Annotated in this window: 15 protein-coding genes; all 15 read right to left on the reverse strand. The window is 45.4% G+C overall.

Going from position 1 to position 14,831, the window contains the following annotated elements:
• Nucleotides 1–174: 174 nt before the first annotated feature.
• The 15 genes from recN to spoIIIAF all read right to left on the reverse strand — a co-directional run bounded on the left by recN (nucleotide 175) and on the right by spoIIIAF (nucleotide 14,821).
• Complete coding sequence (gene recN / locus AZ46_RS09430) at nucleotides 175–1,899, reverse strand: DNA repair protein RecN (RefSeq protein ID WP_029279802.1); 1,725 nt, start codon at nucleotides 1,897–1,899, stop codon at nucleotides 175–177.
• A gap of 29 nt (nucleotides 1,900–1,928) precedes the next feature.
• Nucleotides 1,929–2,378: a transcriptional regulator AhrC/ArgR gene (gene ahrC / locus AZ46_RS09435; protein ID WP_029279800.1), complete on the reverse strand. Its 450-nt coding sequence runs from the start codon at nucleotides 2,376–2,378 to the stop codon at nucleotides 1,929–1,931.
• Nucleotides 2,379–2,559: 181 nt separating this feature from the next.
• Nucleotides 2,560–3,399: a TlyA family RNA methyltransferase gene (locus AZ46_RS09440; protein ID WP_029279798.1), complete on the reverse strand. Its 840-nt coding sequence runs from the start codon at nucleotides 3,397–3,399 to the stop codon at nucleotides 2,560–2,562.
• Nucleotides 3,400–3,402: 3 nt separating this feature from the next.
• Nucleotides 3,403–5,295, reverse strand: coding sequence for a 1-deoxy-D-xylulose-5-phosphate synthase (gene dxs / locus AZ46_RS09445; RefSeq protein WP_029279796.1), 1,893 nt, complete (start codon nucleotides 5,293–5,295; stop codon nucleotides 3,403–3,405).
• 358 nt (nucleotides 5,296–5,653) lie between these two features.
• Entirely contained in the window at nucleotides 5,654–6,535 is an 882-nt protein-coding gene (locus AZ46_RS09450) for a polyprenyl synthetase family protein (RefSeq protein ID WP_029279794.1), read from the reverse strand.
• A complete protein-coding gene (locus tag AZ46_RS09455; protein WP_029279792.1) occupies nucleotides 6,532–6,765 on the reverse strand; it encodes an exodeoxyribonuclease VII small subunit in 234 nt (77 codons plus the stop codon). The genes AZ46_RS09450 and AZ46_RS09455 overlap by 4 nt, the downstream gene beginning before the upstream one ends.
• Nucleotides 6,758–8,110, reverse strand: coding sequence for an exodeoxyribonuclease VII large subunit (gene xseA / locus AZ46_RS09460; RefSeq protein WP_029279790.1), 1,353 nt, complete (start codon nucleotides 8,108–8,110; stop codon nucleotides 6,758–6,760). Before xseA ends, AZ46_RS09455 begins: the two co-directional genes overlap by 8 nt.
• A 19-nt stretch (nucleotides 8,111–8,129) precedes the next feature.
• Nucleotides 8,130–8,996, reverse strand: a complete 867-nt coding sequence (gene folD, locus AZ46_RS09465; RefSeq protein WP_029279789.1) for a bifunctional methylenetetrahydrofolate dehydrogenase/methenyltetrahydrofolate cyclohydrolase FolD — start codon at nucleotides 8,994–8,996, stop codon at nucleotides 8,130–8,132.
• 34 nt (nucleotides 8,997–9,030) lie between these two features.
• Nucleotides 9,031–9,423 carry a transcription antitermination factor NusB gene (gene nusB / locus AZ46_RS09470; RefSeq protein WP_029279787.1) on the reverse strand — a complete coding sequence of 131 codons (393 nt, stop codon included), beginning with the start codon at nucleotides 9,421–9,423 and terminating at the stop codon, nucleotides 9,031–9,033.
• 621 nt (nucleotides 9,424–10,044) lie between these two features.
• On the reverse strand, nucleotides 10,045–10,452 hold the full coding sequence (locus tag AZ46_RS09480; protein ID WP_029279783.1) for an Asp23/Gls24 family envelope stress response protein: 408 nt from the start codon (nucleotides 10,450–10,452) through the stop codon (nucleotides 10,045–10,047).
• Between the two features lie 22 nt (nucleotides 10,453–10,474).
• On the reverse strand, nucleotides 10,475–11,827 hold the full coding sequence (gene accC / locus AZ46_RS09485) for an acetyl-CoA carboxylase biotin carboxylase subunit (RefSeq protein WP_029279782.1): 1,353 nt from the start codon (nucleotides 11,825–11,827) through the stop codon (nucleotides 10,475–10,477).
• An 11-nt stretch (nucleotides 11,828–11,838) separates the two neighbouring features.
• Complete coding sequence (accB, locus tag AZ46_RS09490) at nucleotides 11,839–12,339, reverse strand: acetyl-CoA carboxylase biotin carboxyl carrier protein (RefSeq protein ID WP_029279780.1); 501 nt, start codon at nucleotides 12,337–12,339, stop codon at nucleotides 11,839–11,841.
• 613 nt (nucleotides 12,340–12,952) lie between these two features.
• A complete protein-coding gene (locus tag AZ46_RS09495) occupies nucleotides 12,953–13,528 on the reverse strand; it encodes a SpoIIIAH-like family protein (RefSeq protein WP_029279778.1) in 576 nt (191 codons plus the stop codon).
• A 17-nt stretch (nucleotides 13,529–13,545) separates the two neighbouring features.
• Complete coding sequence (gene spoIIIAG / locus AZ46_RS09500) at nucleotides 13,546–14,199, reverse strand: stage III sporulation protein AG (protein WP_029279776.1); 654 nt, start codon at nucleotides 14,197–14,199, stop codon at nucleotides 13,546–13,548.
• On the reverse strand, nucleotides 14,192–14,821 hold the full coding sequence (gene spoIIIAF / locus AZ46_RS09505; RefSeq protein WP_029279774.1) for a stage III sporulation protein AF: 630 nt from the start codon (nucleotides 14,819–14,821) through the stop codon (nucleotides 14,192–14,194). Before spoIIIAF ends, spoIIIAG begins: the two co-directional genes overlap by 8 nt.
• Between the last annotated feature and the right edge of the window lie 10 nt (nucleotides 14,822–14,831).

The raw sequence follows: 14,831 nt of genomic DNA on the forward strand, positions 1-14,831 counted from the left end.
TCTCCTCGCTCCTACCACACCAATACATCGGCTACATTCATTAATTTTGCCTTTTGGAGGAGCATTTATAACTGATATAAAAAGAAAATGTTGATGTTTTGGCGTATAATGCCGCAGGACGGCACATGAGGTGTTTTTTGCAGACAAAAAAAATACTGCCGGCGAAGGCAGTATTTAGAAGCTCTTTGCAGCTTCTGCAAGAGCAAGCAATTCTTTGGCATGCTGTTTCGTCAAATCCGTTACTTCAACTCCGGCAATCATCCGGCCGACTTCTTTTATCTTTTCTTCCTCGAGAAGAGGCTTAACACTTGTTTTCGTGCGTCCTTTAACCGTTTCTTTGGAGATGAAAAGATGCGTGTCTGCCATTGCAGCTACCTGAGGCAGGTGAGTGATGCAGAGCACCTGGGACCCGACAGAGACCTTATAGATCTTCTCTGCGATGGCCTGGGCCACTCTCCCGCTCACTCCAGTATCAACCTCATCAAAGATGATCGACGTCACTCCCTGATGCTTGGAGAAGATGCTTTTCATCGCAAGCATGATTCTTGAAAGCTCTCCCCCGGATGCAATTTTGGAAAGCGGTTTAAGGGGTTCACCCGGATTTGTAGATAGGTAAAATTCCGTTTCATCTACTCCGTTTTCGGTGAATTTTGCAGGAACACTGTCTATTTGGACACTGTCTGGATGTCCCTTGCGGACGCCGAACACAACTTCAAACTTTGTTTTTTCCATATAGAGTTCTTTAAGCTCCTGCTGGATGTTTTTTATCAGCTCAGCAGCACTTTTTCTTCGCACAGCCGTCAGGTTTGAAGCTTCAATCACCAGATCCTTCGTAACCGAATCAAGTTCGTTTTTCAGTTTATAAAGGTGGCTGTCGCGGTTTTGAATGGTATCAATCTCTTCTTCAATTCCTGCTGCATATTCAAGGATTTCCTCTACACTCTGACCGTACTTTCTCTTCAGATGCGTGATCTCCGCAAGTCTTGCTTCAATTTCATTTAGCCGCTCCGGGTCAAACTCAAGTCTGTCAAGTTCACTGCGGATCTGAAACGACAGATCTTCAAGCATGTAGTAGCAGTTGGAGACGGTTTCTGACATTTCTTTCAATGAGTCATTAATCGAAGACACTTCTTCAAGGTGACTCATGGAATGGCCGATATAGTCGAGTCCCCTCTGTTCGCCGTGAAGGGAATTATAGCTGTTCTGCAGGGATTCATAGACCTTTTCAAAGTTGGAGATTTCATTTTTTTCTTCCATGAGCTGTTCGTCTTCTTTTAATTTCAAATCAGCTTTTTCAATTTCTTCGAGCTGAAACTGAATAAGATCAAGCCTGTGGGCCATTTCCTGTTCGTTTTCAGAAAGCTGTTTGATTTTCTTTTGCAGCGAAGCATATGTAGTGTAAATCTCTCTGTATGACGAAAGGGCATGGTTTATTTTTGACGAACCGTACTGATCGAGCAGCTTCCAGTGATTTTCTTCATTCATCAGCTCCTGATTATCATGCTGGCCGTGAATATCAATCATGAGCTGGCCGATTTCCCTGAGAATTCCGATGGTCACAAGCTTTCCGTTCACACGGCAAATACTCTTGCCTGCTGCTGAAATGTCGCGTCTCAGGACAATCATCCCGTCACTTGTATCAATTCCAAACTCCTGGCATCTTTCAAGGACCGGATGAGCGTCATCATCCAGCAAAAAAAGACCTTCCAGTTCAGCCCTTTTTTCTCCGTAGCGGACAAATTCAGATGACCCTCTTCCTCCTACCAGCAAATGAACGGCATCTATAATAATGGATTTTCCAGCTCCTGTTTCTCCGGTAAGGACCGTAAGCCCTTTTTCAAAAGAGACAGTCAGTGCTTCGATTATGGCAAAGTTCTTTATGGAAAGTTCTGCTAACACAGGGCCGAATCCCCCTTCCATTTCATTCTTTAAAGCATATCCAGGAATCGCTTGGAGATGGTTTCGGTATCATCTGGTGTTCTGCAGATAATTAAGATCGTATCATCTCCGCAGATTGTCCCTAATATTTCATTCCAATCCAGGTTGTCGATAAGTGCTCCTATGGCATTTGCATTGCCGGGAAGTGTTTTCATAATAATGTTATGGCCTGCTGAATCAATTTTTACAAAGGCATCCATTAGCGCCCGTTTCAGCTTCTGAAGCGGGTTAAAGCGCTGATCTGCAGGGAGGCTGTATTTATACCGCCCATCAAGCATTGGGACCTTTACAAGGTGCAGCTCTTTAATGTCTCTTGAGACTGTAGCCTGAGTAACATTAAAGGCAGCTTCCTTAAGCATGTCCACCAGTTCATCCTGCGTTTCCACTTCATTATGTGTGATCAGCTCGCGGATTTTAATGTGTCGTTGACCTTTATTCATTGGGCACCCCTTGTTAACTGTATGATTATACTGAATATGTTATATGAAATCGCTAAAAATGTACATGTTTTTGTCAGCCTGCATGTTCAGGCGGTTCATTGATTTACTGGTAGTATACTCAGAAATGCAAGAAGCATTTGCATTTCTGCCGGCAGAACAAACAGGAATAACGGCAGCAGCGTTATTCCTGTTCCTGTTTCTTAGTTTTCAGTTCACTTTGTGCTTGTTCGACTACTGCATCAATGCTCTCAGGCAGCAGGTTTTCACCAGGCTGGCCGATGGCATTCTTCAGATGCAGCAGAAATTCAATGTTTCCGTCTCCGCCTGTGATGGGGGAGTAGGAAAGATTGACACAGTCATAGCCCTCTTTCAGAGCAAATTGGGTAATATCTTCAAGCACCAGTCTGTGTGTTTTCGGTTCTCTGACGATACCCTTTTTGCCTACAAGCTCTTTGCCTGCTTCAAACTGAGGTTTGACGAGCGCGATGCAGTCTCCTCCTGCGACTAATATTTTCTTAAGTGCAGGAAGGATCAGCCTCAAAGAAATAAACGACACATCAATGGATGCAACTTCAGGGAGCCCCGCTGTAAAATCAGCAGGCACTGAATAACGGAAATTCGTCCGTTCCATCACCGTCACCCGTTCATCCTGCCGGAGCTTCCAGGCAAGCTGGTTATACCCGACATCAAGCGCATAGGAGCTTTTTGCCCCGTTTTGGAGGGCACAGTCTGTAAAACCGCCTGTTGATGATCCGATATCCAAAAGAATTTTACCTTCTACCGTTAAGTCAAATTCTTTCAGTGCTTTTTCAAGCTTTAAGCCTCCGCGGCTGACATACGGCATGACATTTCCTTTTACAGTAAGCGTTAGAGAGGTGTCGACCTTTTCACCCGGTTTTTCCACTCTCTCTTCATTTGCATACACAAGCCCTGCCATAATAGCCCGCTTGGCTTTTTCTCTTGTTTCAATTAACCCTCTTTCAACAAGGAGGATATCAATTCTTTCTTTTTTTGAACTCATTCATTAAACCCTTTTCTCTTTCTCTTTTGAAATGCTGATAATCCGGTTTTCTGCATGCGCAGCTGTCATCCCGATCTCATCAAGCAGCTTGCCCACACTTCCGTGTTCGATAAATCGATCCGGTATTCCCATTCTGTCAATCACAGCATCTGAATAGCCGTTTTCCTGGGCAAATTCCAGAACGGCACTGCCGAATCCTCCTTGAAGGACAGCTTCTTCTATTGTCAGAACAGCAAGCTTTTCTTCAAAAATCTCTGCCAGCATGCTCTCATCAAGAGGCTTGATGAACCTTGCATTGACCACTCTTACAGACAGGTCTTTTTTAGCCAGGCTTTCAGCAGCTTCAAGCGCCATTTCAATGGTCGTTCCAAATGTAAGGATCACAGCGTCAGTTCCAGGTCTGATCACTTCCCATGTACCTATAGGAATTTCCTTAAGCTCGGCATCCATCTTGACTCCGATGCCGTTTCCGCGCGGATATCTCAGGGCTATCGGACCGTCATTGTATTTGATGGCCGTATTAACCATGTGCTGGCCTTCATTCTCATCTTTCGGCATCATCAGCACAATGTTCGGCAAGTGTCTCAGGAAGGCAATATCAAAAACACCCTGATGCGTCTCACCGTCTGCACCAACTAGGCCTGAGCGGTCGATTCCGATAAAAACGTTCAAATTCTGCCGGCAAATATCATGCACGACCTGATCGTACGCTCTTTGCAGGAACGTTGAGTAAATGGCAAGAAACGGCTTCATATCCTGGGCTGCAAGTCCTGCGGCCATTGTCGTTGCATGCTGTTCAGCGATACCCACATCAAACATGCGGTCCGGAAATTCCGCTGCGAACTTCTCAAGCTTAGAGCCGACAGGCATGGCAGGAGTAACGGCAACAATCCGTTTGTCTTCACGCGCAAGTTTACGCACTGTCTCACTGACTAAAGCGCTCCATGCCGGACCGGCTGCCTCCCCTTTCACAAAATCGCCCGTTTCAATTTTATACGGCCCTGTTCCGTGCCATGTACCGATCTTATCGGTTTCAGCAGGCTGGTAGCCCTTCCCTTTTTTTGTAATGACGTGCAGCAGCACCGGACCTTTCGTCTTCTTCGCATACTGCAGATTTTCAAAAAGGTCATCATAGTTGTGTCCGTCTACAGGACCTAGGTAAGTAATACCGAGCTCCTCGAAAAAGATGCCTGATACAAGCATATATTTTAGACTGTCTTTCACGCGTTCTGCAGTCGAAGCAAGCTTGCCGCCTACAGCAGGGATTTTTTTCAGGATATATTCGAGTTCATCTTTCACCCATTGATATTTTCCTGCTGTCCGGAGCTTTCCAAGAACGTTGTGCAGAGCACCGACGTTTGGTGCGATGGACATTTCGTTGTCATTTAAGATGATGATCATGTCCTTTTGCTCATGACCGATATGATTAAGGGCCTCAAGTGCCATTCCGCCTGTCAGCGCCCCGTCTCCGATAATCGGCACAATGTGATCTTTCGTGCCTTTTAAGTCTCTTGCAATGGCCATTCCCATAGCAGCAGAAAGAGAAGTCGAGCTGTGACCGGTTTCCCAGACGTCATGTTCGCTTTCATTACGTTTCGGGAATCCGCACAATCCCTGGTACTGCCTGATTGTATCGAATTCGCACGCGCGGCCTGTCAGGATTTTATGTACATAAGACTGATGGCCTACGTCCCACAGAAATTTATCATTCGGACTGTCGAAGATTTTATGAAGGGCGATTGTCAATTCAACCACACCTAAATTCGGTCCGATGTGCCCTCCTGTTACAGAAAGCTTTTCAATCAGAAATTTGCGGATTTCCGCACCCAGCTGTTCTAATTCAGGGTTTGAAAGCTTCTTAAGGAAGGACGGGTCTTTAATGGATAATAGATCCAAATGGATCACTCGCTTTCAGTTCATTTTCAAGGTCTTTTGCTAAAAAAGAGCCGCTAACACAGCAAGTGATAACGGCGCCATTGTTTAATTATCGCTTTATTTGCAGTCTTTACCGCGCTGTCTGCTTAAGATATGTATAAAATATGGTGATAGTATACCATACCGTATGAAAAACCTCAATTTGACGGTGTTTTACAGAAAAAGGAGAGGCGCCTTGATCAGATTCGGCAGATTAGAATTCCGCAGAAAAGTCCGCTTTTGACTTTTTTGCCATGGGGCAGCTTAGTAATGTTATCGGTGTTTTTATGTTATTTATGATACCCTGCCCAACAAAAAAACGCGACCTGATGTCGCGTTTTTAATGATCTCTTGAAGCAATCAGATCGCAAAGCTCCTCTAAAAGAGACGAATCTATCTTCATTTCTAAAAGAATCCCTTTTGCTTGTGCAATATGGCCTGCAAGCTTTTCTTTTGCTCCCTCGAGAGTGAGAAGTGCAGGATAGGTTGTTTTTTGATTTCCTTCATCTGAACCGACAGGCTTGCCGATCTTGGCCTGTTGCCCTTCAATATCCAGAATATCATCCTGGATTTGAAAAGCGATTCCTACATGATAGGAAAACGTTCTGAGCATTTCTTTTTCATGTGCTTCTGCTTCAGCGAGGATTGCTCCTGCCATGATGGAAAAGCCAAGAAGCTTTGCTGTTTTATGCTCATGTATGTATTCTAGCTCGGTAAGGGAAAGAGTTTTCCCCTCACCCTGCATATCAGCAACCTGCCCTCCAACCATGCCTTCTGCACCCGATGCGCGCACAAGTTCACTGATTAAAGACAGACGCATTTCTGCAGAGATGTCCTGCTGGTCGGTTAGGATGCCGAAGCTGTGTGTTAGTAGACCGTCACCTGCAAGAATCGCCATTGCTTCGCCAAACACTTTATGGTTTGTCGGTTTGCCTCTCCGCAAGTCATCATTGTCCATCGCCGGAAGATCATCATGAATGAGAGAATAAGTATGGATCATTTCAACTGCGCATGCAGCAGGAATGCCTGTTTCTTCTTCTTTGCCGAACGCTCTGAGAACCGCCAGGACCAGCGCGGGACGCAGGCGCTTGCCTCCTGCTGTCAGGGAATAGGACATTGCCTCTTTAATAACAGCCGGAGCCTGAAGTCTGCTGATATACTCAGGCAGCCTTGCTTCAATCAATTCTTTTCTCGAAGAAAGAAACTGGCTGAGGTTCATCATTCTTCCTCCTGAAGGTCAAACGGCGCAAGCTCACCGTCTTCGCGGAGAATCAGGTCCATTTGCTTTTCAACCGATTGAAGCTTATCGTGGCAAAGTTTTGACAGCTTCATGCCGTCCTGAAAGTAGGCAATCGCTTTTTCAAGTGGAACATCGCCTTCTTCAAGCTTTTCCACAATTCCCTCAAGCTCTTCCATTGCCTGTTCAAACGTAACCTCTTTTTTTTCACTCATGTGACTTTCGCTCCTCCACTCCTGTAACTTGGCAGATGACTTGTCCGTCCTGCAGATGAATGTGCAGACCGTCGCCTTTTTTCACCTGTGTAATGCTTTTTACAAGGTTGTCATCCTGATAAGCAATACTGTAGCCCCGGTCCATGATTTTAAGGGGGCTGAGTGCATTAAGATTTGCTGCCATTGCCCCGAACGCAGCCTGTTTTTGTTTCAGATGCACAGACATATCCCTCGTCAATTTTTTGACAAGCTGCTGGTGCCGTTCTTTTTCGCGGCTGATTTTTTCGTTCGGATGCACTCTAAGCAAGCGGCTGCTTAATGCTGCAAACCGCTCTTTTTTCATCTGGATGTTGCGGATGCTCTCTTTTTGCAGGGATTCAACGAGAACATCAAGCTGCTGCTCTTTTTGCTGATACAGCTGCTTCGGGTATTTAAAAGCATAGGATTTCTGGTAATAGGCAAGCTGTTCTTTTTTCGCCGTAAGCTTCTCCTGCATGGCTCTCAAAAGCCTGGTCTTCTTGTTTGCCGTTCTCTCAAGAAGATCGGCAAAATGGGGAACAGCAAGTTCCGCAGCACCTGTTGGCGTTGGAGCGCGCAAATCTGCGACAAAGTCAGCTATTGTATAATCCGTTTCATGCCCGACAGCCGAGATAATCGGCACTTTCGAGCTGAATATTTCACGTGCCACAATTTCTTCGTTAAATGCCCAAAGTTCTTCAATTGAGCCTCCGCCCCTGCCTGCGATGATCACATCAAGTGTCCCGAGGCTGTTTGCCTGCCGGATGGCTTTCACAACAGACGGGCCTGCGTTTATTCCCTGTACAAGTGCAGGGATAATGATCACCTTTGCAGATGGGTACCTGCGCTTGATTGTTGTTAAAATATCACGCACAGCAGCGCCCGTAGGGGATGTAATCACACCGATTTCAGAAGGATATTTCGGTACCTGCTGCTTGTGCCTTTCGTCAAAAAGCCCTTCCTTTTCAAGCTTCTTTTTCAGCTCTTCATAAGCAAGATACAGACTTCCAATTCCGTCAGGCTGCATTTCTTTTACATAGATCTGATAATTTCCGCTTGGTTCGTACACGGAGATTTCACAGCGCAGCAGCACCTTCATCCCGTTTTCCGGCATGAATTTTAAGGAAGCGTTCTGACCTGCGAACATAACAGCTGCAATACGCGCTCCCTCATCCTTCAATGTGAAATACATATGGCCGCGGCTGTGCATTTTAAAGTTGGAAAGCTCGCCTTTGACCCAAATATCCTTTAAATGCGGATCGGCATCAAACTTCCGCTTGATGTATTTTGTGAGGGCGGTTACCGTTACATGTTTGATTTCACTCATCCGCCTGAACTCCTTTATCTTACTTGGAAGGCTGATTAACAGCAGATTTTTTGGCTGATTTTACAACGTTATGGGCTAGCATGGTGATGGTCATCGGACCGACGCCGCCTGGAACAGGAGTAATATGGCTTGCTTTGTTCATTGCATCCTCAAAGACAACATCTCCGCACAGCTTTCCTGTGTCCAGTCTGTTGACTCCGACATCAATGACTGCTGCACCTTCTTTAAGATGGTCTCCTGTAATGAAGTTCGCTTTGCCGACAGCAGCAATCAGAATATCTGCCTGACGGGTCATTTCTTTTAAGTTTGGCGTTCTTGAATGGCAGTAAGTCACTGTCGCATGCTCATTAAGCAGCAGAATGCCGGCAGGTTTTCCGACAATGTTGCTTCTTCCGACAACAACCACGTGCTTCCCTGAAATTTCAATCCCGGCAGATTTAATCATTTCCACAATTCCTGCAGGGGTGCATGGAAGGAAGGTATCCTGTCCGACCATCATTTGTCCTACATTTAGAGGATGGAATCCGTCAACGTCCTTTTCAGGAGAAATTTTTTCAATGACTGCTTTTTCGCTGATGTGTTCAGGCAGAGGCAGCTGGACAAGAATGCCATGGCAGCTGTCGTCCTCATTATAGGTTTCAATCACATTAAGCAGTTCTTCTTCCGTCATCTTTTCTGAAAAATGTTCAAGTTTAAAAGCAACCCCGATTTCTTCGGACGCTTTCTGTTTCCCTTTAATATAGGAAAGAGATGCGGGGTTGTCACCGACAAGAATAATCGTTAATCCGGGAGTAATTCCCTGTTCTTTTAATCCTTTTACTTCCTCGGCAAGCTGTCTGCGTTTTTCCTGTGCCAATTCTTTTCCGCTGATGATTGAAGCTGTCATTGTTTTGTTCCTCCTCAGGTGGTGTTTGACAGAGTTATCTGTCGAGTGCTGATTTAATGTTTGAGAGGACTCCGTTGATAAATTTCGGCGACTGGTCATCCCCGAACGTTTTAGCGAGTTCGATGGCTTCGTCAAGGGTAACGTTAAGAGGAATTTCCTCCATAAACATCATTTCATAAACGGCTAAACGAAGAACAGAGCGGTCTACGTTTGCAAGCCGTTCAAGCTTCCAGTTTACGAGGTGAGGCTTAATTTGCTCATCAATCTCTTCTGTATGTTCCACAGTTCCCAAAACGAGAGCCGTCATGAATTCATCCATCTGTTCTCCGTCCAGGGCATGATTCATTGCTTCTTTTGGATCAATCTCGCTTACGTCTATCTGAAAGAGTGCCTGAAGTGCTTTTTCTCTTGCTAATCTTCGTTTCATTCTTACTTGCTCCTTTATGTACAAAAATGTCGAAATGTCATAGAACGATCATACCATATTTTACGGACAGAAGCACACTGCAGTTGTTGTTTTTCGGCCAAATAACGAATAAAAAACAGTCCTGCCTCTAAAATATTCGTACTTAGTGGAATCTTCGCTCAATTCAGTCTGGAATAAAGCATGTGTAAAATGGATGATTTTGTGTAGGTTACAGTCAGTAAAATGGTAATCGTTTCTTTCCGCTGCAGGAATTTGCTTTCCGCGGGGAGGGATGGGAGCTTGTACCCGTTCCCTTTCGCTCCAGTCACTTGCTTTCCGCGGGGAGCGCCTGGAGCCTCCTCGCTTCGCTTGCGGGGTCTCCAGTGCCCTCTTCATCCCTAGAAAAGCGGAAGCGCCCGTTTTGCTCCGGCAGTCAGATAAGAAATCACCCGAAAAGTCCGCTTTTGACTTTTTGGGGGATTTTGTTCTGACAGAGGAGTTGGGCGCTGCAGCTGGACAAGGAGTCAAGTGCCTTCCGCTGCAGTTCACTGGTGTTTACATTTTTCATATTTTACGCTTTTAAAAATACCTTTTTCCGGGCTGAACTCAGAAAAAAAAACCAAAGGAAGAACTCCTCTGGCTTTACATTTCCTGGTCGATTTCAATTTCCTGTGATTTTGTTTCGAATTGAATTCCGACTACATGGATATTAATCTCGTTGATTTCAAGAGCTGTCATGTTGTACAACGCCTGGCGAGTGTTGTCCTGGATGCGCTGGGCGACGGTCGGGATGGAAACGCCGAACATCATGACGCAGTAGACATCGATTGTGATTCCGTCTTCAGAAAGGTCGACTTTCACGCCTTTGCCGTGATTTTTCTTGCCGAGGCGTTCTACAACGCCTGACGCGAAGTTTCCGCGCATTTGTGCAACGCCTTCTACTTCAGAAGCAGCGATTCCGGCAATCACTTCAATGACTTCCGGGGCAATTTCAACTTTGCCGAGACCATTTTCTTCATGAGTCATTTCAAGCAGCCTGTTTTCTTTCAAGAGTCAGCACCTCCGTGTATTTTTAAGATTCCATAACTTTATGGATTTCTAAGAACTTCGTATTAAAGTCTCCGGAAACAAACGTTTCGTGTTCAAGCAGTTTTTGATGGAAAGGAATCGTTGTGTGGATCCCCTCTATAACAAATTCACTAAGCGCGCGTTTCATTCTGGCAATCGCTTCCTCGCGGGTTGCTCCATATGTGATCAATTTGGCGATCATGGAGTCGTAATATGGAGGAATGGAATAACCAGGGTATGCTGCTGAGTCTACTCTAACACCAAGGCCTCCGGGCGGCAAGTACATTTCTATTTTACCAGGAGAGGGCATAAAATTCTTCTCCGGATTCTCTGCATTGATGCGGCATTCGATTGCCCAGCCGTTAAAGACAACATCTTCCTGCCTCACAGAAAGCTCTTTGCCTGAAGCAACCATGATTTGTTCCTTGATCAGGTCAATGCCTGTGACCATTTCCGTTACAGGATGCTCAACCTGAATTCGCGTGTTCATCTCCATGAAGTAAAATTTATCTTCGATGTGATCAAAAATAAATTCGACTGTTCCTGCTCCAGTATAATTGACGGCTTCAGCAGCTTTAACAGCAGCCCTTCCCATCGTCTCGCGCATTTCAGCTGAAAGGGCAGGAGACGGGGTTTCTTCAACGAGTTTTTGAAGTCTGCGCTGAATGGAGCAGTCTCTTTCTCCTAAATGGATGACATTGCCGAGAGAGTCTGCCATGACCTGAATCTCCACGTGTCTGAAATCCTCAATGTACTTCTCAATGTAGACACCGGGATTTCCAAATGCAGTAGCAGCTTCCTGCTGAGTAATTTGGATGCCTTTGATCAGATCCTGTTCTGTTTTTGCAACACGGATTCCTTTTCCGCCTCCGCCTGCCGTTGCTTTGATAATGACAGGGTATCCGATGTCATTTGCAAGTGAAACAGCATCTCCCGTATCCTTGATAATGCCTTGAGATCCCGGAACAATCGGAACACCGGCTTTTCTCATCGTTTCCCTGGCAACGTCCTTTGTTCCCATTTTAGAGATCGCATCTGCGCTTGGTCCGACGAAGATGATGTTGCACTCTTCGCACAGCTCTGCAAAATCTGCATTTTCAGCCAGGAATCCGTAACCCGGATGAATGGCTTCACTGCCTGTAAGTTTTGCCACGCTGATGATATTTGTGAAATTCAGATAGCTGTCTTTTGAAGCTGTCGGTCCGACACAATACGCTTCATCAGCAAGCTGAACGTGCAGAGAATCTCTGTCTGCTTCTGAAAAGACCGCAACCGTCTCAATTCCCAGTTCTTTGCAGGCCCGAATGATCCGTACCGCAATTTCTCCTCTGTTTGCTATAAGCAATTTCTTAATCATAGTTTCTCTCCTTACTCTGGTCTGACAAGGAATAAAGGCTGTCCGTATTCTACTAGCTGGCCATTTTCAGCCAGGATTTCAACGATTTCGCCTTTTACTTCTGCTTCAATTTCATTAAACAGCTTCATCGCTTCTACGATGCAGACAACCGAATCATTAGTTACCTTTGAACCAACGCTCACATAGTTGTCTGTGTCAGGTGATGACGCTGCATAGAACGTGCCGACCATCGGCGAAGTGATTTTATGTAGATTTTCATCCTGGGCAGGAGCCTTCGCTTCTTCCTTTGGCACTTCTTTTACTTCCTGAAGGGCTGCAGGAGCCGCAGCCGGCTGTGCTGCTGGCATTTGAGGAGCTGCTTGTACAGGAGCTGTCTGCACAGCTGCTTTCTCAAGCTCTTCCATGCGTTTCTTTAACTTAATTTTAGATCCTTCATGTTCATACGTAAATTCGTCGATTGAAGACTGGTCAACAAGCTTGATCAGTTCTCTGATTTCTTGTATTTTCAACATCTGCTGGCACCCCTATTCAAATTCTTGATGATTGTGATTCCGTGTCTAAGCAAGGCAAAGCTTCATTTAAGGATTATGGACTATGAAAGAAAAAACGCCAAAAAAGCATTGCCCGTACTCTTCGGGTGATTTCTTATCTGACTGCCGGAGCTAAACGGGTGCTTCCGCTTTTCTTATTGTCCAGCTCCATCAGCCAACTCCTCTGTCAGAACAGGAATCGTCGAAAAAGGCAAAAAGCGCCTTTCCGGGTGATTCCTTATGTGACTGCCGGAGCTAAACGGGTGCTTCCGCTTTTCTTATTGTCCAGCTCCATCAGCCAACTCCTCTGTCAGAACAAAATCCCCGAAAAAGTCAAAACCGGACTTTTCCGGTGATTTCTTATCTGACTGTCGGAGCTGAACGGCTGATTCCGCTTTTCTTATAGCCTAGTACTAAAACGAAGTCCTATGTCTATCTTACGACATTTGCGTGCTTGAATTCAATATGTATTCTTGCCCGCCCCCGGTGATCTTAAAATAATCTGTTCTTTTCAATTATAAGGGATAATTGAAAATTTTGAAATGACAGGCAGGTAAAAGAGAAAACCCCGCGCCATGGACGCGGAGTTTTACGATTATTGATTTGAAGGTTCAAGCGTGACAGCTACATCTTCCATACCTTTCATCTCGCTGCTGACAAGCTGGATGATTTTGTTCGCTTCTGAAGCTGAGCTTTCTTTCGCTTTTACTGTTACTTTGACTTTTTCGCCTTCAATTCTTACAAGGGCATCATCGTAGCCGTTTGATTTGATGAACGTTTCAAGGATTTCTTCGTTGGCAACTGCTTCATCAATCGCATTCATCTCATCACGGGCAGCGCTTTTTTCTGCAGCACTCGCCTCTTTGCTTGCTACAATATCTTCAAGACTTTCTTTCTTGGCGTTTCGGGAATCTTCAAGCTGCATGCGAATCGTTGCAAAAAGTTCATCGTTTGAAACAGAAACAACCGTTCCGTCCTCTGCTTCTTCAACTGTCACTTCTGCCTCTCCATCTTTCTTTGCTTCTTTCGCAGCTTCCGCTTTCTCTGCTTTTTCAGCACCTGTCATAGCCACATCATTTTTGATTTCTTCAGGTGTCGTGATGTAGTACACTGAAAGCACAACCACCAAGCTTAACATTGTTAATAACCAAACCGTTTGTTTTTTCAGCATCATTCAAGAATCCTCCTCTATTTCCCTTTTTTCGCTGCAACTGCTACGCGGTGGCTTGGGACTCCAAGCACTCTCGTTACAGCCTCAACGATTGATTTTTTTATTTGAATGTTGTCAGCACCCTCAGCTACCACAAGCACACCCCTGATTTCCGGTTTTTTCGTCTGCAGGATGATGGGTGTCTCCTGATCTCCCTTTCGGATAATAACAACGGATTCTTCTGTTGAACCATCTTCCACTGTCCGCTTGCCGCCCTGAGGATCTGTCTCTTCAGTTGTCTGGTTCTGGCTGACGCTGTTTCTCTCAAGAATTTGCTCGGAAGTCGCTTCTACGTTGACAACGACCATGGCATTGTTTATTCCGGACATGGAATCAAGCGCTTCTTTTAATTGATTCTCGTATTCCTGCTCATATTTCTCGATTGAACCTGAGCCCCCGCCTTCATCAGCCGGTTTAAACACTTCTTCGTCTTTATCAGATGCAGAAGACATTCCGGAGACTTGAGATACGTCAGGCATGGCTGTCTGACCGGACAACAGATTGCTTACGAGCATGAATCCGATGCCAAGCGCAAGCGCGATCAGGAGGTAGTGGTACTTGTTCGGTTTTTTGCCGTTTTCAGAGTTTAGCAGTGTTTTCAATTTTTCCAGCAATTGTTTGGGACTATTCATCTGTGCTGCCCTCCCCCCCTTCCATTTTCAAGGAAATCTTCTCAGGGTCGACTCCCCAGATACTTGCTAAATAAGCTTTAATCTCAGGTTCAGAAGAAATGGAAGCTTCCTCTTCCCTATTAGTACCGCCGATGTCAACCGGCTGTACAGCTTCAACGGCTCCGGTTTCTTCTGCGCCGGGCTGAAGCGTCACTTCAATGCTCTGGAGACTGGTTTCTATTTTTTCAAAAGGTGCTTCTGCAGATAGACGAATGTCTTTTATCGCTAGATCATAGCTTTTCACCAGCTCCTCTTTTGCCTGCGTTTTTAATTGGACAGCCATGTTTTCTAAAATATATGCATCATTTGAGGCTTGTATTTCTTTTTTTTGTGAATCTATGGATTTTTTTATTTCTGCTTCTTTTGCAGAAGAGTAGCTGCCGATCCCGGCTTCCTGGACCATTGCCGGGATATCGGCGGACAAAAGCTTAAAAATCGGTGACAGGATAATCACGATCAGAAGAAGGCTGATCACCATTTTGGCGTACTTTTGCATGGCCGAGTTCGGCAAAAGCAGATCCAGTATGACAGCCAGCATGATGAAAAGAATAATGTTTGCAATCCACTCTGTCAGAAATGACATGCCGACTCCC

It is taken from the genome of Metabacillus indicus LMG 22858 (assembly GCF_000708755.2).
In the GTDB taxonomy this organism is placed as follows: domain Bacteria; phylum Bacillota; class Bacilli; order Bacillales; family Bacillaceae; genus Bacillus_P; species Bacillus_P indicus.